The sequence below is a fragment of the Pseudomonas sp. S3_C06 genome, assembly GCF_054667675.1.
Window position 1 is genome coordinate 4,457,081 of sequence record NZ_CP162747.1, and the last position, 20,327, is coordinate 4,477,407.

Annotated in this window: 17 protein-coding genes and 1 riboswitch; of the genes, 11 read left to right on the top strand and 6 right to left on the bottom strand. The window is 60.2% G+C overall.

Features of this window, described 5'->3' with window-relative positions; translation table 11 throughout:
* Window positions 1–8: 8 nt before the first annotated feature.
* Window positions 9–1,469 carry a hypothetical protein gene (locus AB4N44_RS19810; RefSeq protein ID WP_127925580.1) on the top strand — a complete coding sequence of 487 codons (1,461 nt, stop codon included), beginning with the start codon at window positions 9–11 and terminating at the stop codon, window positions 1,467–1,469.
* A gap of 3 nt (window positions 1,470–1,472) precedes the next feature.
* Here AB4N44_RS19810 and AB4N44_RS19815 read toward each other — a convergent pair whose 3' ends face one another.
* Entirely contained in the window at window positions 1,473–2,126 is a 654-nt protein-coding gene (locus AB4N44_RS19815; protein WP_127925581.1) for a protein kinase family protein, read from the bottom strand.
* 125 nt (window positions 2,127–2,251) lie between these two features.
* On the opposite strand from AB4N44_RS19815, the gene msbA reads away from it, so the two are divergent.
* The 7 genes from msbA (at window position 2,252) to AB4N44_RS19850 (ending at window position 10,510) form a co-directional block, all read left to right on the top strand.
* Window positions 2,252–4,078, top strand: coding sequence for a lipid A export permease/ATP-binding protein MsbA (gene msbA, locus AB4N44_RS19820; protein ID WP_127925582.1), 1,827 nt, complete (start codon window positions 2,252–2,254; stop codon window positions 4,076–4,078).
* Entirely contained in the window at window positions 4,072–4,968 is an 897-nt protein-coding gene (locus tag AB4N44_RS19825) for a GNAT family N-acetyltransferase (RefSeq protein WP_127925583.1), read from the top strand. The genes msbA and AB4N44_RS19825 overlap by 7 nt, the downstream gene beginning before the upstream one ends.
* Window positions 4,969–4,972: 4 nt before the next feature.
* Complete coding sequence (locus tag AB4N44_RS19830; RefSeq protein ID WP_127925584.1) at window positions 4,973–6,373, top strand: PIG-L deacetylase family protein; 1,401 nt, start codon at window positions 4,973–4,975, stop codon at window positions 6,371–6,373.
* A 64-nt stretch (window positions 6,374–6,437) separates the two neighbouring features.
* Entirely contained in the window at window positions 6,438–7,859 is a 1,422-nt protein-coding gene (gene hldE / locus AB4N44_RS19835; RefSeq protein ID WP_127925585.1) for a bifunctional D-glycero-beta-D-manno-heptose-7-phosphate kinase/D-glycero-beta-D-manno-heptose 1-phosphate adenylyltransferase HldE, read from the top strand.
* A 130-nt stretch (window positions 7,860–7,989) separates the two neighbouring features.
* Window positions 7,990–8,964, top strand: a complete 975-nt coding sequence (locus tag AB4N44_RS19840; protein ID WP_127925586.1) for a glycosyltransferase family protein — start codon at window positions 7,990–7,992, stop codon at window positions 8,962–8,964.
* Entirely contained in the window at window positions 8,965–9,651 is a 687-nt protein-coding gene (locus AB4N44_RS19845; RefSeq protein WP_127925587.1) for a hypothetical protein, read from the top strand.
* 58 nt (window positions 9,652–9,709) lie between these two features.
* Entirely contained in the window at window positions 9,710–10,510 is an 801-nt protein-coding gene (locus AB4N44_RS19850; protein ID WP_460107888.1) for a hypothetical protein, read from the top strand.
* 4 nt (window positions 10,511–10,514) lie between these two features.
* Here AB4N44_RS19850 and AB4N44_RS19855 read toward each other — a convergent pair whose 3' ends face one another.
* The 4 genes from AB4N44_RS19855 to AB4N44_RS19870 all read right to left on the bottom strand — a co-directional run bounded on the left by AB4N44_RS19855 (window position 10,515) and on the right by AB4N44_RS19870 (window position 14,028).
* Entirely contained in the window at window positions 10,515–11,477 is a 963-nt protein-coding gene (locus AB4N44_RS19855) for a metal ABC transporter ATPase (RefSeq protein WP_150651801.1), read from the bottom strand.
* A gap of 31 nt (window positions 11,478–11,508) precedes the next feature.
* Window positions 11,509–12,321, bottom strand: coding sequence for an aldo/keto reductase (locus AB4N44_RS19860; RefSeq protein WP_127925588.1), 813 nt, complete (start codon window positions 12,319–12,321; stop codon window positions 11,509–11,511).
* The gene (locus tag AB4N44_RS19865; protein WP_460107886.1) at window positions 12,318–13,493 is read right to left on the bottom strand and encodes an NAD(P)/FAD-dependent oxidoreductase; all 1,176 of its coding nucleotides are present in this window, start codon (window positions 13,491–13,493) and stop codon (window positions 12,318–12,320) included. Before AB4N44_RS19865 ends, AB4N44_RS19860 begins: the two co-directional genes overlap by 4 nt.
* A 202-nt stretch (window positions 13,494–13,695) precedes the next feature.
* Entirely contained in the window at window positions 13,696–14,028 is a 333-nt protein-coding gene (locus AB4N44_RS19870; protein ID WP_007915730.1) for a DMT family transporter, read from the bottom strand.
* Window positions 14,029–14,137: 109 nt separating this feature from the next.
* On the opposite strand from AB4N44_RS19870, the gene AB4N44_RS19875 reads away from it, so the two are divergent.
* Both AB4N44_RS19875 and waaA read left to right on the top strand, forming a co-directional pair.
* A complete protein-coding gene (locus AB4N44_RS19875) occupies window positions 14,138–15,034 on the top strand; it encodes a LysR family transcriptional regulator (protein ID WP_460107883.1) in 897 nt (298 codons plus the stop codon).
* An 11-nt stretch (window positions 15,035–15,045) separates the two neighbouring features.
* Window positions 15,046–16,320, top strand: a complete 1,275-nt coding sequence (gene waaA, locus AB4N44_RS19880; RefSeq protein ID WP_460107880.1) for a lipid IV(A) 3-deoxy-D-manno-octulosonic acid transferase — start codon at window positions 15,046–15,048, stop codon at window positions 16,318–16,320.
* An 89-nt stretch (window positions 16,321–16,409) separates the two neighbouring features.
* On the opposite strand, the gene AB4N44_RS19885 is transcribed toward waaA, so the two are convergent.
* Window positions 16,410–17,843 carry a TolC family outer membrane protein gene (locus AB4N44_RS19885; RefSeq protein WP_127925592.1) on the bottom strand — a complete coding sequence of 478 codons (1,434 nt, stop codon included), beginning with the start codon at window positions 17,841–17,843 and terminating at the stop codon, window positions 16,410–16,412.
* A gap of 206 nt (window positions 17,844–18,049) precedes the next feature.
* Window positions 18,050–18,155: riboswitch (TPP riboswitch) on the top strand.
* A gap of 146 nt (window positions 18,156–18,301) precedes the next feature.
* On the opposite strand from AB4N44_RS19885, the gene thiC reads away from it, so the two are divergent.
* Window positions 18,302–20,191: a phosphomethylpyrimidine synthase ThiC gene (thiC, locus tag AB4N44_RS19890; protein WP_077570562.1), complete on the top strand. Its 1,890-nt coding sequence runs from the start codon at window positions 18,302–18,304 to the stop codon at window positions 20,189–20,191.
* Window positions 20,192–20,327: the final 136 nt, after the last annotated feature.

A 20,327-nucleotide genomic window follows, 5' to 3' on the forward strand; every position in this document is an offset into this window, starting at 1 on the left:
GTGGCTGGGTGAAAGGTACGGGCGGCAAGGTAGGGGCTCAAGTCTCCAGAATCATCGACGAATACCCGGTTTGGCTGGCGTTTTTGGGCAGTGCACTGTTATCGCTGATTGCGGTTCTGGGCACTGCGACGGTGGGGCGTGATGCCGCGCTGTACATTGATATTGCGCAACAGGTCACCGAGCACGGGCCAGATGTGGCCTGGGCAACTTTCGACTGGCCGTGGTTTTCCTTTCTGCTGGCCGGTACGCACGCCGTCCTCCATCTGCCGCTGGAGCTGAGTGCCTACCTTTGGTGCGCGCTCTTTTTCGCCGGCACCAGCGCGCTGATGGTGGATTGCGTTCGTCAGCGGTCTGCACATCTCGCCGGTTGGGCCTGCCTCGTGGTACTGGCCATGCCTGCGGTGAATGCCTTTCGCAATGACATCATTCGCGAATGCGGTTTCTGGTTCTTCTGCACACTGACGCTCTGGCTTGCGCTGCGCTGGCAAGCGCGTGGCGGCTGGCTGCGGGCGGCATTGATTCATTTGGCGATCGTTGCGGCAGCCTTGTTCCGGTTGGAAGCCTTGCTGCTGGTGCCGGCGTTGGCGCTGTGGCAGTTGCCCAACCTGTGGTCGTCGACCCGACGGATGCAGTTCGCTCAGTTTTCGCTGCTACCGGTTCTGGGGCTGCTGGCCGTTTCGGTGTCGGGTGTGCTCATGTCGGCGCGCGTGATGCTGTATCTGGACATGATTGCGCCGCACAGTGTGTTTGCCGCCTTCCAGATGCTGAGCGATCAGTTCGCCAACTCGCTCATCAACAAGTATTCCCAGGATGAAGCCAGCCGGATCATTTTCTTCGGCATTCTGGCGACCATGACCATCAGTTTCGTGAAATTGATGGGGCCTTTCGCGGTGCCCTTCCTTCTGCGGCGCAACTGGGGAGTTCTCGGTACTTACTGGCGTGATTATCGTCCTTTTGCCTGGGCGGCCGTGTTGTATCTGGTGGTGCTGGTGCTGTTTTTCATCAAGCAACAGTTCATGAACACGCGTTATCTGAGCTTTCTGAATCTGTTGTTTGTGCCTGTGCTGGCCATGGGGCTGGCCGCGTTTGTTCGCGAGTTCCCGCGTTGGGGCAAATGGCTGGTGGTCCTCGGGTTGCTGGTGATGCTGTCCAACGTCATTTCCACCGGCGCCGGTAAAACGCACTACGTGGAGGCCGGTCGCTGGTTGTCTGCTCATGTCGAGCCGGGTGCGAAGACGTATTTCGAGGATGGGCGGATCAGCTATTACGCCGGACGCGGTTACGTGTTGCCGGTACTGACTGCGGATGAGGCGATGTCGGCAGCGCATGCTGGCGACTATCAGTATTTCCTCATTGAAGCCAAAGGTGACGAGCCGTGGCTGAGCGAATGGCTGGTGGCGCACAAGCTGCGCATCATCGAGCATTTCGCCAATCGCAAAGGTGCCACCGTGGTGGTCATCGGCCGCTGAGATTCAACCGAGCAGCGGACGCAGGCGCGAGATCAGCGGCGCTTGTCGGTTGCTCGGCAGCGCCTGCCGATAACCTTCGATAAACGTGTCGCCGGTGTCCTGGCCCAGCAGCCATTGGCGGTCTTCCTTGTAGCGCAGCAAGTGCGCGAAGTTGCGCAGGCGTTTGCTATCGCTGAGTGCGCGTCGCTGGCAGCGCAGGTCGGCGATATCGATCAGGCCCAAATGGTTGTCCGGCGTCAGCACCACGTTGCCGAAGTGCAGCGATCGAAAGTACACGCCTTTTTCGTGCAGAAGGGCGAAGTACCCGCCCAGCTGGAATCGCAATGAGTCAGCCTCATCGTCAGTGCCTTGTAACTGACGCACTGTATTGCCTTCCAGCGGGCTGTAATACACGCAGTCACGTTCAATGCTCGGGATGCGATAGACCGCGATGACTTTCGGGCAGAGGATGCCGCGTTGTTCGAGGGCGCGGGTGTTGTCGGCAAAGCGTTGTGCATAGGGGTAGAACAGCGCCGAACTGAGCAGCCGCTTGCGGCGGAACAGCTTGAGCATGCGTCCATCGGCCAATCTGAGCACTTTGTCGCCGGAACCGTCGGCCTCCAGTACGTGTGCACCTTTGCGCAGTGCCTCGTAAGTGCTGTGATCAATCGATTGCATATCGGGCTCCCCATCATTAGCCGGGTATCTTAACCGACTTGGCCGAAGGCTGGCTTGAAGTCATGTTTATCGGGGCAAAAACGCGTGTGATATCATCGGCGCCTCACTGAATTGCGCGGATCACCATGAGCAGTCCTGAACCGAAAGCCCAGTCCACGCTGGCGATCTATTTCCGCCTTTTGGCTTACGTGCGGCCTTATGCCGGCCTTTTCCTTCTCAGCATCGTCGGGTTTCTGATCTTCGCATCGACTCAACCGATGCTCGCTTACATCCTCAAGTACTTTGTCGACGGTCTGGCCAATCCTGAAGCCAGTCTGTTCCCGGGCAATCCTTATCTGGGCAAGCTGCAGTTGCTCGAAACCGTGCCACTGATGATCGTTTTCATTGCACTGTGGCAGGGTGTGGGTTCGTATCTGGGCAACTTCTTCCTGGCGCGGGTTTCGCTGGGGCTGGTGCATGACCTGCGGGTGGTCCTGTTCAACAAATTGCTCGAGTTGCCCAATCGCTTCTTCGACAAGAACAATTCCGGCCACCTGATTTCCCGGATCACTTTCAACGTGACCATGGTCACCGGCGCGGCAACGGATGCCATCAAAGTCGTCATCCGTGAAGGCATGACCGTGATTTTCCTGTTCTGCACGCTGTTGTGGATGAACTGGAAGCTCACCCTGGTGATGGTCGCGATCCTGCCGTTGATCGGCTTGATGGTGAACAGCACCAGCAAGAAATTCCGCAAGCAGAGCAAGAAGATCCAGGTCTCGATGGGCAACGTCACGCACGTCGCGTCCGAGACCATTCATGGCTACCGGGTTGTGCGCAGCTTCGGCGGCGAGCAGTACGAAAAGGATCGCTTTCGCGATGCCAGTCAGAGCAACACCGACAAGCAGTTGACGATGACCAAGACCGGCGCGGTTTACACGCCGATGCTGCAACTGGTGACGTACAGCGCCATGGCCGTGGTCATGTTCCTCGTGCTGTACCTTCGCGGCGATGCTTCGCCGGGCGATCTGGTGGCCTACATCACCATGGCTGGCCTGCTGCCCAAGCCGATCCGTCAATTGTCGGAAGTCAGTTCGACGATTCAGAAAGGCGTGGCCGGTGCCGAAAGCATTTTCGAGCAACTGGACGAGCCGGCGGAAGTGGATCAGGGCACGGTCGAGCAGGATCGTCTCGAAGGCCGTCTGGAAGTGCGTAACCTCAGCTTCCACTATCCCGACACCGACAAAGCGGTACTCAACGACATCAGCTTCGTCGTCGAACCGGGGCAGATGGTCGCTCTGGTGGGGCGCTCGGGCAGTGGCAAGTCGACCCTCGCCAGCCTGATTCCACGCTTTTATCAACATGATCATGCGCAGGGCCAGATCCTGCTTGATGGCGTGCAGGTGCAGGATTTCACCCTGCGCAGCCTGCGTCGGCAGATAGCTCTGGTGACCCAGCAGGTCACGCTGTTCAACGATACGGTGACCAACAACATCGCTTACGGCGATCTGGCCGGCGCACCGTTCGATGAGGTCAAGCGCGCGGCCACCGAAGCCTATGCCGATGAGTTCATCATCAAGATGCCGCAGGGTTACGAAACCATGGTCGGCGAAAACGGCGTACTGCTGTCCGGCGGCCAGCGTCAACGCATCGCCATTGCCCGGGCCCTGCTCAAGGATGCGCCGCTGCTGATTCTCGACGAAGCCACCTCCGCGCTCGATACCGAGTCGGAGCGGCACATTCAGGCTGCGCTGGATCATGTGGTGCAGAACCGCACGACACTGGTGATCGCTCACCGTTTGAGCACCATTGAAAAAGCCGACCTGATTCTGGTCATGGACGAGGGCCGCATCGTTGAGCGTGGCTCTCACACGCAATTGCTCGAGCAAAACGGCTATTACGCGCGTCTGCATGCCAAAGAGTTCGAAGAGGGTGACGAGCCACAACCGGCACACGTGACCAACGTATGCTGACGATGTTTCGCAGCTTTCGCGAGCGTGGCTGGAGCGAAATTGACCGTGACAGCTACACCCGGGCCTGGCAGCGTTTCGGCGGCAGTTTTGCCACGCATCCGGAAGTCGTCGAGCGCTTGTCGACATTCCTGGGCATCGAGTTGCGCTACCTGGGCTGGGTGATTGGCGGTGAAGTGCTTGCCGCCGTTCCCTGCTGGGGGCGGCATGTCGCCTTGTCCAAGGAAGTGCTCAAGCGCGAGGGCAAGCGCGGTTTGCTCGATATGGGCAATGCGGAAATCATTCTGCCGATCGCGCCAGATGTCATCGTGCCGGTGCGCCAGCGCATGGCGTATGTGTCTCAGCTCAATGCCGAGCAGATCAGCACGTTGAAGCCGCAGCCTGAGGGTTTGGCGCTGGCGCGGTTGCCGGAAGAGTATTCGAAGAAATTCCGCTACAACCAGCGTCGCGAGCAGCGCCTGCTGGAAGAAGCGGGCGGATCGCTGGTGCCGATGTCCGATTTTACGCCGCAGGAACAAGCCGCTGCTTACGCTGATCTGTTTCAGCGTCGCTGGGGCTTCGAGGTGCCGGGCAAGGCCGGGCTGGTTGAGGTTTTTACCTTGCTGCGCGAATTCATGACCGGTTCGGTGGCAATGCTCGATTCAGCGCCAGTTGCCTTTCAGGTGCTGTATCGCGTTGAAGCCCCGCAATGGGTTTCGCTCGAATACATCAACGGTGGCGTCGACCCGCAGAGCCGCGAGTTCAGTCCTGGCAGTGTGCTGAGTTTCGTCAACACCCAAGAGGCCTGGGCGCACGCGCAGGCGCTGGGCAAACCTCTGCGCTATTCATTCGGTCGTGCCGACCGTGAGTACAAGGATCGCTGGTGCCACACGGTGCCGGTCTACAAGGTCTGAATCCATGAGCGCTCGCAAGCAACAGCTTCTCAAGGCCCATCGACGCAACAAACGTCTGTTCCTGATTGCCTTTATGGTGGCGCTGTTGTTGATCGGCTTCCTGATCGCCTGGTGGCTGGTGCCGGTATTGCTGGTGCTGGCCTGGGTCGCTCACGAGGCCTGGTTTGCCGATCATCTGTTTTACCGGCCTTCTGACGACTATCAGTACAACTTCCCGGCGCAAACCGCGCGGCAGGTCGTGAGTCTTGAGGGCGGCGTTTTGCGCCTGAGCGAGCTGCTGGCGCAGGGCGAGACGTTGGTACTCGAACTTGAAGTGAAATCCACTTGGCTGGGGCGCTGGTTCGACCCCCATGTTGAAGTGGGCGATGATCGCCAGGACTTCGAGCGCGGGGTCAATGGCCGGCGTTTCCTCAATTTGTCTGGTCAGGCCGATGCGCTGGCGCAAGGCGTTCTGGCACTGCGTGGTCAATATTGCGTGCCCGCCGCGACGGGCGTGCTGTGGGTCATGGCCAATCCTGACTACAGCCGCCAGCGGGTGATGGTCATCGCTCCCCATGCCGACGATGCCGAACTCGCTGCATTCGGCCTTTACAGTCGATGTGAAGACGTCAGTATCGTCACCCTGACCCAGGGTGAGATCGAGGCCGAAGACTTTCAGCGTCTGGGCCTTGATCAAGCCGCAGCCGCGCGATTGAAGGGCCGTTTGCGCAGTTGGGACAGTCTGGTGATCCCGTTGTGGGGCGGCGTGCCTGCCGATCGCTGCGTGCAATTGGGTTATTACTGCCTGCAACTGCCTTCGATGGCCGAAGAACCTTCCCAGGTGTTCGGCTCCCGTGAGTCGCAGGAAAACGACGTGCGCAGTGTGCGCCGGCACAATCCGTTGACCCTGCCCGCCGACATCGATGGGCAGCCGACCTGGCAAAATCTGCTGGGCGATCTGAAGGCCCTGCTTGAGCACTATCGTCCGGAAGTGGTGGTGACGCCCCATCCTGAGCTCGATCCTCACAGCGATCACGTAGCCTCGACCCAGGCGTTGCTTGAGGCTATCGCGCTGAGTAGCTGGAAACCGACAACCCTGCTGATGTACGCCAATCACCTGCACGACAACGATCGCTGGCCGATGGGCCCTGCCGGTGCCGGTATCGCGCTGCCGCCTGCTATCGAGCCATTGCCGGCCGACCGGTTGTGGAGCCCGCTGTTGTCGGCAGACGTGCAACTGGACAAAGCCATGGCCCTGGCGATGGAACACGATCTGCAGGGCGAGCAAGTGTTCAAACGGCAATTGCGCCGCTGGATCCAGCAAGGCCTGGCGGGTCGTCGCTGGCCTGCAACAGGCAGTAACGAGTTTTTCCGCAAAGCGGTCCGGCGCCACGAATTGTTCTGGGTACGCGACCTTTCAGATTGAGGCGGACGGCGCTTTACCCTGTGTTAATATCGCGCCCCTGTTCATTTTGTATGTGGGTTGCTCCATGAAGTTGTCCATGCCGCGTTTCGATCAAGCCCCGGTCTTGGTAGTCGGCGATGTCATGCTCGACCGTTACTGGCATGGCGGAACCTCACGGATTTCCCCTGAGGCGCCGGTGCCGGTCGTTAAGGTCGAGCAGATCGAAGATCGTCCGGGCGGTGCCGCGAACGTTGCCTTGAACATTGCCGCGCTGGGTGCGCCGGCGTCGCTGGTCGGTGTGACCGGCGATGACGAAGCCGCCGACAGCCTGAGCAACAGTCTCAAAGGCGCGGGCGTACGTGCCCTGTTCCAGCGCATTGCGCACCAGCCAACCATCGTCAAGCTGCGGGTCATGAGCCGGCACCAGCAATTGCTGCGGATCGACTTCGAAGAACCGTTCGCGACCGACGCTCTGGCCCTCGGCTCGCAGGTCGACGACCTGCTCGAAGGCATCAAGGTGCTGGTGCTCTCCGACTACGGCAAAGGAGCCCTGAAAAACCATCAGGCGCTGATCCAGGCTGCACGCGCGAAGAATATTCCGGTGCTGGCCGACCCGAAGGGCAAGGATTTCTCGATCTATCGCGGCGCCAGCCTGATCACCCCCAACCTCAGCGAATTCGAAGCCATCGTCGGCGGTTGCGTCGATGAGCATGAGCTGGTGAACAAGGGCGCTGCGTTGATGCACGACCTTGAACTCGGCGCGCTGCTGGTAACTCGTGGCGAGCACGGCATGACCCTGCTGCGTCCGGACCAGCCGGCACTGCATTTGCCGGCCCGTGCCCGCGAAGTGTTCGACGTCACCGGTGCCGGTGACACGGTGATTTCTACCCTGGCCGCAGCGATTGCCGCCGGTGAAGACCTGCCTCATGCCGTTGCCCTGGCCAACCTGGCCGCAGGCATCGTGGTTGGCAAACTCGGTACAGCCGCCATCAGTGCCCCGGAACTGCGTCGTGCGATCCAGCGCGAAGAAGGTTCCGAGCGTGGTGTTCTGGGTCTGGAGCAATTGTTGCTCGCCGTGGCCGATGCCCGCGCGCACAACGAGAAGATTGTCTTCACCAACGGCTGTTTCGACATCCTGCACGCCGGGCATGTGACCTATCTGGAGCAGGCGCGGGCACAGGGCGATCGTCTGATTGTCGCGGTCAACGATGATGCATCGGTCAGCCGCCTCAAAGGCCCGGGCCGACCGATCAATAGTGTTGACCGGCGCATGGCCGTTCTCGCTGGACTCGGTGCTGTGGACTGGGTGATCAGCTTCCCTGAGGGCACCCCGGAAAACCTGCTGTGCGAGGTCAAGCCGGACGTGCTGGTCAAGGGTGGCGATTACGGCATCGATCAGGTGGTCGGCGCAGATATCGTTACGGCTTATGGCGGCACCGTGAAGGTCTTGGGACTTGTCGAAAACAGCTCGACAACTGCGATTGTCGAAAAAATTCGCAGTCGTTGACCAGATGAATTTTTACCGTTGTGTACTGCGTGTGAACGGATTTTGCCTTGGGGATTTTGCCGTTTCCGTTGATTTGGGCAGCCTTGAATCCGATGCGCTTGCCTGCCTACGTCGCGTGGTCAATTAAACTATGAAAGTCATGCTCCTGGTGATGGACGAGCAGCGGGTCATTCTCGACCGGCTCTACGACATCGTGCAGCAGAACTGTGATGAATGTTTCATCTATCGTTTGAGCAAACAGCAGCAGTTGAATCTGGGGTCGTTTCTCGCCTCGGTCGATTACCAGACCTTCGATCGCGTGGTGATTTTCTCCCGGGTCAAGCGTCTGGCCACGCAACTGCAAGTGCTCAAATGTATACCGGGGCTGGTCTTTCTCGAGCACGACGCGTACCAGAACTACATGCCGGCGAGTAAGTACCGTGGCGTGTATTCACGGCTCTATCGTCGTCTGCCAAGTTGTCGGGCGCTGGTGTCCGGTGCTGTTGTCGCTCGCAAGATGCTGGCGGAAGGTATCGACACGGTGTTCGTCTCCAAGGGTTATGACGAACAGATGCTGCACAACACTGGCGTTGATCGGGACATTCCCGTCGGCTTTCTTGGCAGCCTGAAAAGCACCGAGTATGCCGAGCGCAAAGCCATGCTCGAATCGCTCTCGCAGCGTACCGGGATGCTGGTGACCCGCACCAAGTCGGGCGCGGAATATCTGCAGACGCTCAATCGCATCAGGATTTTCGTCAGCGCCGACATCGGCATGAACGAGTTCATGATCAAGAACTATGAAGCCATGGCCTGCGGCTGTGTGCTGCTGGCCTGGAGTCAGGGCGAAGAAGACCGCTTGCTCGGCTTTGAAGACATGCACAACACCGTGTTCTATCGCAGCGAAGAAGAGGCGGTGGAAAAGATCAAGCTGCTGCAAAGCGATCCGGAACTGGCAGAGCGCATTGCCCGCAACGGCCAGGAGTTCGCGCAAAGCCGCTATTCCTTTGCCCGTGTCGGTCAGGCACTGGCCACGGAAATCCAGCGTGAGATGCGCCCATGGCAGCCGCCCTCGGCGTTCACGCGATTCTGGGTGAAGTTGCGTTACGGGATGAAGGTGCCGGTCTGAATGAAGGACGAACACATGGCGCTGGATGCGCTGCCCGGTGGTGATCAGTCCGTACTGGGTGCTTTACCCACAGAGCTTCTCGACTGTCTGAGCCGTGCGCCTCGGGTCGTGCTGATTGCCAACAACCCGGCCATCACGGCGGCGGACTTTCAGGCGTTGAACATTGGCGTCGATGACGTCGTTGTTAGCTTCAATACCTGTATCAAAGCGGCGCTGCTCAACGAGCACAGCGTCAATGTTTTCGTGCATGGCTACAACGCGCCGGATGCATACTTTTTTGGTCTGCCTTACGCGCCGCCGGTACAGCGAATGTTCGAGCAGGCGAGTGAACGCTGTTTCAGCATGCTGGTGGGCTGCGCCGCACCCATGTGTCCTTTGCCACGTGTGGCCATGTACTGGGATCGCATTCCATTGCCGCCGCTGTGGAACTACCCGGTCGACCGGCCGGGCGGCAAGCGCTATGTCGGGCCGTCCACCGGTTTCAACACGCTGGTGTTGTTCGACTGGTTGCGCGGCCATGTCGGTTATACCTATCAGCTCATGACTCTGGGGTTTTCCAACGAAGCAGGAAAACTGTGGGGCGGCCATGCCTGGGACTATGAACGTGACTGGCTGCAGAAGTCGGACATCATCGTGGTGCCGCTGCAACCCCGTCGCTGGTGGCAAAAACTGTTTCGACAGAAGTAAGCGACATCGTCTGTCCGGTTGCCAGCAGGCCCGAACTACTTTCAAAAGGTGCTGTTGAGTGTTGAAAATTGCCGTGGCTTTTTTCGGGATCCCGAGAAATTCGCCGATCTGTTTCCCCTCTATCGAACAGAACGTTCTGGCGCAGTTGCCTGCAGGCAGCGACATAAAGTGCTTCTACCATCTGTACAAGATTGATGAGGTGCAGAACTCGCGGTCCGGCGAGAAAGGCGAATTGACGGCGGACAACTACCAGCCTTTCGAATCGATGATCGGCACGCTGACCTCGACCGAGGGCGTCCTGGAGCGCTGGGATTTCGAGCAGGTCAAAGCTCAGGGCGACACCTGGGCCGATGACTATGCCTCGTTGCGTAATCTGATCTATCAGCTCAACTCGCTGCACACCGTGACGACCATGATCGAGTCCTTCAATCCGGATTTCGTCGTGTTCGTGCGCCCGGACAATTTCTTTCACAGCGCATTGCCTGGCTATGTCTTCGCTCACCCTGAGGCTCGCAAGCACAACGCTTATATTCCGGACTGGCAGTGGTGGGGCGGCTTGAACGACCGCTTTGCGGTTTGCGGGCGCGATACCTATGTCGCGTACGGCAAACGGGTCGAGCGTATCTTCGATTTCTGCAAGGCGACAGGCCGAAAGCTGCATTCCGAGCGCTTGCTCAAATATGCCCTGCAACAGGTGGACGCCAAAGTCTGCACGCTGCCGACCCAAGCGTCTCGGGTACGTATTACCGGTGCATTCGCCGAAGAATCGTTCTCGCCCAAACGCGGCATGGGCAAGCGCGAAAATCGCTACTTCCATTTATTTGCCGCGTTGCGTACGTGGTGGGATCGCCGCCGCTAAACCGCTATTTAGCGGTTTTTTTGCCCAGCCCGACTAATCGCAGCGCCTTGATACTCAACTGCTTGAGCCCCTGACGTGGGGCTTTCGCCGGTTGCAGACCCTGCTGCACCAACCAGTCCTTCCAGCGAATCCGCTCCTCGCGCACGACCCAGCCGGTTTGTGTGGCAAAGCTCTCGGCCAGATAAAGACCACGGGTACTGGCAGGAACGAGTTTGTCGCGCTTGAGGGTGTACAACTCGGCCAGTGGCGCGCCGTCCTTGAGTGGCATCAAGTACAGATCGGGGCGCTTGCGGTCGAGTCGGGCAACCAGTTGATCACCTTCAAGGCGCTCATCGACATGGAACAGGCTCAGGGATTTGGCTTCCTTGGGCACATCCAGGCGCAAATCGTAGATCAATTGCAATGAGGCGGTCGGCAGATGCACATAGGCCCGAGGCCGTTCGAGCAATTGCAGGTTGGCGCAGCGTATTGGCCGTGCCGAGCCGGACAACGGGGTCAGGCGAAACGGCAGGGCCTCGCGATAATGCAATGCGGCCGAATAGGGCGCAGGCAGCCAGGTGTCGTTGAAGCGTCCGCCGAGCCAGCCTTCCGGGGTTTCCAGCAAGCACTCTTCGGCAATTTCCTGAATCGCCGTGTGCAGCGGAATATTCAGTTCATGGGCCGGTACGTAACCGGAAATCAACTTCAGGACGACGTCACCGCGATCCTGCCGGCGCTGGCGCACCAGCACCCAATAATCGCGATTCTGCCAATGCAGGGTCAGGCGCACTGAAACGCCGAGGTTGGCCAGTTCCAGCGAGAAGCGCTCGGTGTCGGCCACGCTCACCGGTTTGCGCCGCTGCAAGGTTTGCGCGAAGTTCAGCGGCATGCCGACGCTTTGGTAGGTCAGGCCTTCCGGGGTAGCTTCGACGAACAGCGGCAGGGTCTTGAAGTTGCTCGGGTTCTTTCTGATGAGCGTGCGCGGCATATCGGCTCCTGCTTAAGGCCGCGAGGCGGCGTCAGTGACCACGCAGGACCTGGGCAACGGTCGCAACGTTGTGGGCGAGGTGCAGCGGGTTGATCGTGCCGACAATAGCACTGGCTACGCCAGGCTGGGCGAACAGCAATTCGAAGCTGGCGCGTACCGGATCCACGCCCGGACTCAGACACACGTGACCGCTGGCCAAGGCTTTTTTCACCAGAATGGCTTTGCCGTGGGCAGCAGCATAGTCAATGACAGCCTTCTCGTTTTGTTCGTTCAGATTGTAGGTGACCATCGCGCAGTCGCCTTGCTCCAGAGCTTTCAAACCACCTTCGACGGTTTTGCCGGAGAAGCCGAAGCCGCGAATCTTGCCTTCGGCCTTGAGCGCCGCGAGTGTCGCATAAACCTCTTCGTGCTCGAGAATGGCCATGTCGTTGCCATCGGAGTGCACCAGCACCAGGTCGATAAAATCGGTTTCAAGACGTTGCAGGCTGCGTTCCACCGACATCCGCGTGTGCGCTGCGCTGAAGTCGTGATGCGAGAGGCCTTCTGCAAACTCTTCGCCGACTTTGCTGACGATCACCCAGTCTTGACGCTGACCCCGTAGCAGCGGGCCAAGGCGTTCTTCGCTGCGGCCATAGGCCGGGGCGGTGTCGATGAGGTTGATGCCCAGATCGCGTGCCTGCCGCAGCAGCATCCGCGCTTCATCGTCGCCGGGAATCTGGAAACCGTTGGGATATTTCACCCCTTGGTCGCGGCCAAGTTTGACCGTACCCAGGCCCAGTGGCGAAACCGTCAGGCCGGTGCTGCCCAGTGGGCGATGAAGGTCGTGCAGGGTGGCGATAGTCATGGCAGCAATTGCTCCCAGGCGGGAACGCCCATCGGTGGTTTTGGCAGCGCCGGCAAGGGCTCGGCGGCTTGTGGCTGGACGCCGTCGCGTTGCAGGGAGGCGATGACCCGGTCTGCGAAGTCCGGCGCCAGCGCCAGTTTGGTTGGCCAGCCGACCAGCAAGCGGCCCTGTTCGGCGAGAAATGCGTTGTCCGGGCGGCTCAGCCCGGTTTGCAGCGGCTCGGCACGATCAACGCGCAGGGTTGCCCATTGCGTGGTGCTGAGGTCGATCCACGGCAATAACTGGGCGATTTCCTTTTGTGCGGTGGCGATCTGCTCGGCCGGCTCGCGGTGCACGCCTTCGCTTTCGGCGATGTCACCGCCCATGTACCAGACCCACTGGCCGTCAGCAGCCGGGTGGGTGGTCACGGTGATGCGCGGTTTGGTGCCGCCACCGAGGCAGTGGGCGTACAGCGGTTTGAGGCCCGGGCCTTTGGCGATGATCATGTGCAGCGGCCGGCGCTGCATGGCCGGTTGGCTCAAACCGAGGTCTTCGAGCAGTTGGGCAGTACCGGCGCCGGCGCTGAGGACGATGCGCTGAGCGCGAATCTCGCGGCCGTCGACCTTCAAGCCGACCAGCACACCCGCTTCCAGCAGCGGCTCGATGGTCTGCCCCGCGAGCAAGCCATCACCGGCCAGATCGGCCAGACACTGCACCAGGCTCGGGACATCAACGACGAGTTCGGCGAGGCGGTAGACCTTGCCCTTGAAGCGTTTGTCTTGCAGGGCCGGCGGCAGCTGCGCGCCCTTGACCTGATCAACGCGACCACGCACGGCCTTACTGGCGAAGAAACTGGTGAGGTTGCCGGCGAGGGTGCCCGGCGACCACAGGTAATGGGCTTCGGACAGCAGGCGCACGCCGGACAGATCCAGCTCGCCATTGCCGGCCAGCGCTTCACGCCAGCGGCGCGGCATGTCGGCGATGGCTTCCGAGGCGCCGGTCAGTGCACCGTGCAGCGCGTACTTGGCGCCGCCGTGGATGATGCCCTGGGACTTCACAGTCTGCCCGCCGCCGAGGCTGGCGCTTTCCACCAACACGGTCGAAAAACCCTGACGACGCAGGCGCGCATTCAGCCAGAGGCCGGCGACACCAGCGCCGACAATCAGAACGTCGGTGGAAATAACGGATGGCATGCAGCGACCTCAGTGTTCAAGACGAGGGCGCAGTATACAGACTCGGGAAAGAGGCGGATTTGTCGATGATCAACAGGCCGAACATAGGGGCCAATGTGGGAGCGAGCCTGCTCGCGAAGAGGGAATGCCAGTCGACATATCTGTTGACTGATATACCGCATTCGCGAGCAGGCTCGCTCCCACAGGGGATTGGGGCTGGCGGTTAATGGCCGGCAGTTTTCGAGAACAGCTGAATCACAACGACGCCCAGTACGATCAACGCCATCCCCAGCATTGCCGGGATATCCAGTTTCTGCCCGTAGATGAACAGCGCCGCGACGCTGACCATCACGATGCCCATCCCGGCCCACACCGCATAGGCCACGCCGACCGGAACGGTGCGCACCACCAGCGTCAGCATCCAGAACGCAATCGCGTAGCCGACGATGACCAGCACCAGTGGCAGCGGTGTGCTGATGCCTTTGACGGCCTTCATCGACACGGTGGCGATCACTTCAGCGCAGATGGCGATGGCCAGGTAGGCGTAGGCGTTCATGGTTCAAATCCTCATGTGAAACGTTGCTTGCTGAGTCGGCATTCTAGTGATTCGCCAGATGGGGTAAAGTCATTACCTATCTGTTTTGAAGATGGGTTGGTAAGCCAGTATGCAGTGGAATCTCGATCAGCTACGGGTGTTTGTCGGCGTCGCTGAGCAGCGCTCGTTTTCCGCCGTGGCGCGGCAGCAGCGCAAGGCCCAGTCGGCGATCAGCAGCGCGATTGCCACGCTTGAGGACGACTTGGGCGTAAATCTGTTTGAGCGTAGCAGCGGTCGCCAGCCAACCCTCACCGAAGCGGGTGAAGCGTTGCTGGAAGAAGCACGAGAAGTCCTGCGCCAATGCGAGCGCCTCAACGGTCGTGCCATGGCGATGATGCGCGGCCAGGAAGCGCAACTGCGCGTGGCTCAGGATGAGGCGATGCCGTATCAGGCGCTGGTGGAAAGTTTCGGTGAACTGGCCGAGCAGTTCCCCAGCCTTGAAGTGCAACTGACCAGCGCTGCGCAAGGTGAAGTGTCGCGCAAACTGGTCGAGCGTCGCGCCGACCTTGGCCTGCTGTTTTATCACGATGAAATTCCCGAAGCGCTGGAGCGCCGCGTGCTGGGGAGCGTGGAAATGGTCACGGTGTGCGGTATCAATCATCCGCTGGCGCAGCAGTCTTATGTGACCTGCCAGCAGCTGGCGCAACACCGACAATTGCTCATGTCGACGCAAACCAGCGTCTATCCCGGCAACGAACCGGCCAGCCCGCAGGTGTGGCGCGCGGACAGTTTCTACGTCATGTCCGAATGGCTGGTGCGCGATCTCGGTTGGGCCTGGTTGCCGCGTCATGTGGTGCAGTACTCGGCGTATCAGGGTTTGATGGTTGAACTGGACAGCGAATGGACGCCGCCGGCGCTGGTGGTTGAACTGGTCTGGCGCCGCGACGAACCCCTCGGCCCGGCCGCGCGTTGGCTGGCCGAACGTTTTGCCGTGCACTTGCGCGCGATCAGCGGCAAAAGCCGATAAACTCCGCCGCCATGAATAGAACTCTCTACACCGCGCTGTTTTACCTGGGGCTGCCATTGGTGGCGATTCGGCTATGGCTGCGAGCGCGCAAGGCGCCGGCGTATGCCAAGCGGATTGGCGAACGTTTCTCCTACGGCATGCCGACGCTGCAACCCGACGGCATCTGGGTGCACGCGGTGTCGGTGGGCGAAAGCATCGCCGCGGCGCCGATGATTCGCGCCTTGCTGCAACGTTATCCACAGCTGCCGATCACCGTGACCTGCATGACCCCGACCGGATCGGAGCGGATTCAGGCGCTGTTCGCCAACGAGCCGCGCATCCAGCACTGCTATCTGCCGTATGACTTGCCGTGTGCGGCGGCGCGGTTTCTTGACCGCGTGCAGCCAAAGCTTGCGGTGATCATGGAAACCGAGCTGTGGCCCAATCACATTCATCAGTGCGCCAAGCGTGGAATCCCGGTGGCGCTGGCCAATGGACGTTTGTCCGAGCGTTCGGCACGCGGCTATGGCCGCTTCAACAAGCTGACCGCACCGATGCTCGCCGAAATGAGTCTGTTCGCCGTGCAGACCGAAGCCGAAGCCCAGCGCTTCCGTGATCTGGGGGCGCGCCCGGAAACGGTCGAGGTCACCGGTTCGATCAAGTTCGACCTGACTATCAACCCGCAATTGCTGCAACGCGCGGCCGACCTGCGCGGCCAATGGCAGGCACTGGAGCGCCCAGTGTGGATCGCCGCCAGCACCCACGAAGGTGAGGACGAAGTGGTGCTCGATGCCCACCGTCGCTTGCTGGCCAATCACCCGGACGCGTTGCTGATTCTGGTGCCGCGTCACCCGGAGCGTTTCAACTCGGTGTTCGAGTTGTGCCAGCGCGAAGGCTTTGCCACGGTTCGGCGTTCGACCGAAGCCGATGTCGATGCGCAGACGAGCGTACTGCTCGGCGACACCATGGGTGAATTGCTGTTTCTCTACGCACTGGCGGACAGTGCGTTTGTCGGCGGCAGCCTGGTGGCCAATGGTGGGCACAACCTGTTGGAGCCGGCAGCCTTGGCGAAACCGGTGATCAGTGGCCCGCACCTGTTCAACTTCCTCGACATCGCCGCGCAGTTGCGTGAAGCCGGGGCGTTGGCGGAAGTGGATGATGCCGAAGGGCTGGCGGTGGAGGTGCAACGCTTGTTCGAGTTGCCGCGTGATGCGCAGCGTATGGCCGAGGCCGGGCTGGCGGTGATGCGCCGCAACCAGGGCGCGTTGCAGCGTTTGCTGGATGGTTTGGGCAGACTGATCAAGTAAGCAAAAAGATCGCAGCCTTCGGCAGCTCCTACAGGAAACGTATTCCAATGTAGGAGCTGCCGAAGGCTGCGATCTTTTGTTTTTAAGGCTTAAGGCCGGGCCTTGAGCTGCGCCTCGGCCGCTTTGGCCAGATCCGGCGGGAGAAAATCCTTGTCCGGGTTGTAGTCGGCTTTCAGATAACGCCGCAGATCTTCCAGATCCCCCGGATTCAACGTCCCCGCCGCCTGCTTCAAGCGCAGGTTGTCGAGAATGTAGTCATAACGCGTGTTGTTGTAATTGCGCACCGAGGTGTACAGCTGACGCTGCGCATCGAGCACGTCAACGATATTGCGCGTACCAACCTGATAACCGATTTCCGTGGCTTCCACTGCGCTCTGGTTGGAAATGATCGACTGACGACGCGCCTGCACCTGCTCGACGTCGGTGTTCACGGCGCGATGAAGGTTGCGGGTGCTTTCGACGATCTGCCGACGCAGCGATTCGCGCTGTTGTTCGCTCTGATTCAGTTGCTCATACGACTGGCGCACCTGTGAGCTGGTCAGCCCGCCGCTGTAGATCGGGATGTTCAGTTGCAAGCCGACTGTGCTCTGCTCAACGTTGTCGCGGTATGGCACACCGAAAGCGTTCGGGTTGGAAAACCCCAGGGCGTCGTTGTCACCCTTTTCGTATTTGGCCACGGCATCGAGGGTCGGCAAGTGGCCGGCCTTGCGCTGCTTGAGGGTCTGCTCGGCGGAGCTGACGGCAAAGTTGCTCGCCAGCAAATTGAGGTTCTGTTTCGCTGCAGTATCGACCCACGCCTTGGCGTCGTTCGGCGCCGGCGGCAGGATCGGCAGCGTGTGGACGATGCCTTGGATCGAGTTGTACTGACGGTTGGTCAGGGTGATCAGCGCTTCGAAGGCATCATCGACCTGACGCTGCGCAACAATACGGTTGGCCCGCGCGGTGTCGTAACTGGCTTGCGATTGCAGCACGTCGGTCTTGTCCGACAGGCCGACATCGAAGCGTTCGTTGGACTGGTCGAGCTGGCGCTTGAATGCGGCTTCTTCAGCCTTGGTCGAGGCGAGGTTGTCCTGGCTGCGCAGCACGTTGAAATAGCTCTCGGCCGATTGCAGGATCAGGTTCTGCTCGGTCGCTGACAGTTGCAGCGCGGCTTGCTCGTTGACGTCCTTCGCGGCCTGGTACTGGAACCAGCGATCGGCGCGGAACAACGGCTGGGCCAGAGTCGCCTGATACGAGTGAGCGCTGCGGTTGGCAGTGGCCGAGGGCTGATCGATCGACGTCCGCACATTGGCCACTTCGGCACCGCCCGACAGGTTTGGCAGCAGCCCGGCGCGGGCCTGCGGCACCACTTCTTTCTGCGCGCCGTACTGGGCGCGGGCGGCGGCCAGATCGGCGTTGTTGTCGACTGCCTCCTGATAGACGCTGACCAGATCGGTTTTGGTCGACAAGGGCGCTTCTGCTGCCCAGGCCATTGCGTTGGACGCACAAGACACGGCAACAGCCAGTGAGAGTTTGCGCAGCATGAGGCGATCCCTAGCATTAATATTATGGAAGTAATCCGGGCGCCAAAGGTAAGGCGCAGGCCCCACAGCGTCAAGGCATGGCAGGGCAAAGCGAGTGTAGTTGCGCATTTGCCTCACAACAATCGGCCAAGCCCCTGTATTTATGCCATTCATCATGGTGTTTGCTGCGGTGTTGGCGTTCTTTGCCAGTTGTGTCTAGACTGGCCGGGTTCTTGTCGGGGTGCCTTGCTATGAGGCTGAGATCGAATAATTTCGGATCCCGTTGAACCTGATCAGGTTAGCGCCTGCGTAGGGAACAAGATTTCTCGTCACCCGGCGAGTCCTCTTGTGCTTCGTCCGGGAAATTGTTCGACAATCGAACGCTCGACGACGATGCACAGCACCGGTCCTGGTGCGTCCGTGCCTTTCAGGTTCTGCTCCGACAATCCACTGCCTGGATGCTGTCTGGAGAGCCCGTGATGACTACAAAATCAAAAAACGCGATCAACCTGAGTGACTCGGCCAAGGTCGACGAGCAATCGGTCAAGCCGTTCACCCGTTCGCAAAAAGTCTACGTTCAGGGCTCGCGCCCGGACATCCTCGTGCCGATGCGCGAAATCACCCTCGACGTGACGCCGACCGATTTCGGCGGTGAAATCAACGCGCCGGTGACCGTCTACGACACCTCTGGCCCGTACACCGATCCGAACGTGGTGATCGACGTACGCAAAGGCCTCGCCGATGTGCGTTCGGCGTGGATCGACGACCGTGGCGACACCGAGCGTCTGGCCGGCCTGAGCTCCAACTTCGGTCGCGAGCGCCTTGCCGATCCGGAACTGACCAAACTGCGCTTTGCCCACGTCAACAACCCGCGTCGCGCCAAGGCTGGTGGCAACGTCACGCAAATGCACTATGCGCGTCAGGGCATCATCACGCCCGAGATGGAATTCGTCGCCATCCGCGAAAACATGAAGCTTGAGGTGGCCCGCGCCGCCGGCCTGCTGGATCAGCAGCACCCGGGCCACAGCTTCGGCGCCAGCGTGCCGAAAATCATCACCCCGGAATTTGTCCGTGAAGAGATCGCCCGTGGCCGCGCAATCATTCCGGCCAACATCAACCACACCGAACTGGAACCGATGATCATCGGCCGTAACTTCCTGGTGAAGATCAACGGCAACATCGGCAACAGCGCGCTGGGTTCGTCCATCGAAGAAGAAGTGGCGAAACTGACCTGGGGCATTCGCTGGGGCGCGGACAACATCATGGACTTGTCCACCGGCAAGCACATTCACGAAACCCGCGAGTGGATCATCCGCAACTCGCCGGTGCCGATCGGCACGGTGCCGATCTATCAGGCGCTGGAAAAAGTCGGCGGCGCGGCCGAAGACCTGACCTGGGAGCTGTTCCGCGACACGCTGATCGAGCAGGCCGAGCAGGGCGTCGACTACTTCACCATTCACGCCGGCGTGCTGCTGCGTTACGTGCCGCTGACCGCCAAACGCGTGACCGGTATCGTTTCCCGTGGCGGCTCGATCATGGCCAAGTGGTGCCTGGCGCATCACAAGGAAAACTTCGCCTACACGCATTTCGAAGAAATCTGCGAAATCATGAAAGCCTATGACGTCAGCTTCTCGCTGGGCGATGGCTTGCGTCCGGGGTCGATTGCCGACGCCAACGATGCCGCGCAATTCGGCGAACTGGAAACTCTCGGCGAACTGACCAAGATCGCCTGGAAGCACGACGTGCAAACCATGATCGAAGGCCCGGGCCACGTGCCGATGCAGTTGATCAAAGAGAACATGGACAAGCAGCTGGAATGCTGTGACGAGGCGCCGTTCTACACCCTCGGACCACTGACCACCGACATCGCGCCGGGCTATGACCACATCACCTCGGGTATCGGGGCGGCGATGATCGGCTGGTTTGGTTGCGCGATGCTCTGCTACGTGACGCCGAAGGAACACTTGGGCCTGCCGAACAAGGATGACGTGAAGACCGGGATCATCACCTACAAGATCGCCGCCCACGCAGCGGACTTGGCCAAAGGGCATCCGGGCGCGCAGATTCGCGACAACGCCTTGAGCAAGGCGCGTTTCGAATTCCGTTGGGAAGACCAGTTCAACCTCGGTCTGGATCCGGACACCGCGCGTTCGTATCACGATGAAACCCTGCCGAAGGACTCGGCCAAGGTCGCGCATTTCTGTTCGATGTGCGGACCGAAATTCTGCTCGATGAAGATCACTCAGGAAGTCCGCGAGTACGCGGCCAACCAGCGCATCGACGCGGTCGACGTGGACGTCGCCCAAGGCCTGGCGGAACAGGCCGAGCGGTTCAAGAAGGAAGGCAGTCAGCTGTACAAAAAAGTGTAAGCGGCAAGCTGCAAGCTGCAAGACTGATCGTTCCCACGCTCCGCGTGGGAATGCAGCCCGTGACGCTCCGCGTCACTGGACGCAGAGCGTCCCTAGAGGCATTCCCACGCAGAGCGTGGGAACGATCACAACACAA

Bases quoted from the DNA above. Each gene is read 5' to 3' on its own strand.
- AB4N44_RS19815 (WP_127925581.1), bottom strand. From the start codon at position 2,126: ATGCAATCGATTGATCACAGCACTTACGAGGCACTGCGCAAAGGTGCA.
- msbA (WP_127925582.1), top strand. From the start codon at position 2,252: ATGAGCAGTCCTGAACCGAAAGCCCAGTCCACGCTGGCGATCTATTTC.
- AB4N44_RS19825 (WP_127925583.1), top strand. From the start codon at position 4,072: ATGCTGACGATGTTTCGCAGCTTTCGCGAGCGTGGCTGGAGCGAAATT.
- AB4N44_RS19830 (WP_127925584.1), top strand. From the start codon at position 4,973: ATGAGCGCTCGCAAGCAACAGCTTCTCAAGGCCCATCGACGCAACAAA.
- hldE (WP_127925585.1), top strand. From the start codon at position 6,438: ATGAAGTTGTCCATGCCGCGTTTCGATCAAGCCCCGGTCTTGGTAGTC.
- AB4N44_RS19840 (WP_127925586.1), top strand. From the start codon at position 7,990: ATGAAAGTCATGCTCCTGGTGATGGACGAGCAGCGGGTCATTCTCGAC.
- AB4N44_RS19845 (WP_127925587.1), top strand. From the start codon at position 8,965: ATGAAGGACGAACACATGGCGCTGGATGCGCTGCCCGGTGGTGATCAG.
- AB4N44_RS19855 (WP_150651801.1), bottom strand. From the start codon at position 11,477: ATGCCGCGCACGCTCATCAGAAAGAACCCGAGCAACTTCAAGACCCTG.
- AB4N44_RS19860 (WP_127925588.1), bottom strand. From the start codon at position 12,321: ATGACTATCGCCACCCTGCACGACCTTCATCGCCCACTGGGCAGCACC.
- AB4N44_RS19865 (WP_460107886.1), bottom strand. From the start codon at position 13,493: ATGCCATCCGTTATTTCCACCGACGTTCTGATTGTCGGCGCTGGTGTC.
- AB4N44_RS19870 (WP_007915730.1), bottom strand. From the start codon at position 14,028: ATGAACGCCTACGCCTACCTGGCCATCGCCATCTGCGCTGAAGTGATC.
- AB4N44_RS19875 (WP_460107883.1), top strand. From the start codon at position 14,138: ATGCAGTGGAATCTCGATCAGCTACGGGTGTTTGTCGGCGTCGCTGAG.
- waaA (WP_460107880.1), top strand. From the start codon at position 15,046: ATGAATAGAACTCTCTACACCGCGCTGTTTTACCTGGGGCTGCCATTG.
- AB4N44_RS19885 (WP_127925592.1), bottom strand. From the start codon at position 17,843: ATGCTGCGCAAACTCTCACTGGCTGTTGCCGTGTCTTGTGCGTCCAAC.
- thiC (WP_077570562.1), top strand. From the start codon at position 18,302: ATGACTACAAAATCAAAAAACGCGATCAACCTGAGTGACTCGGCCAAG.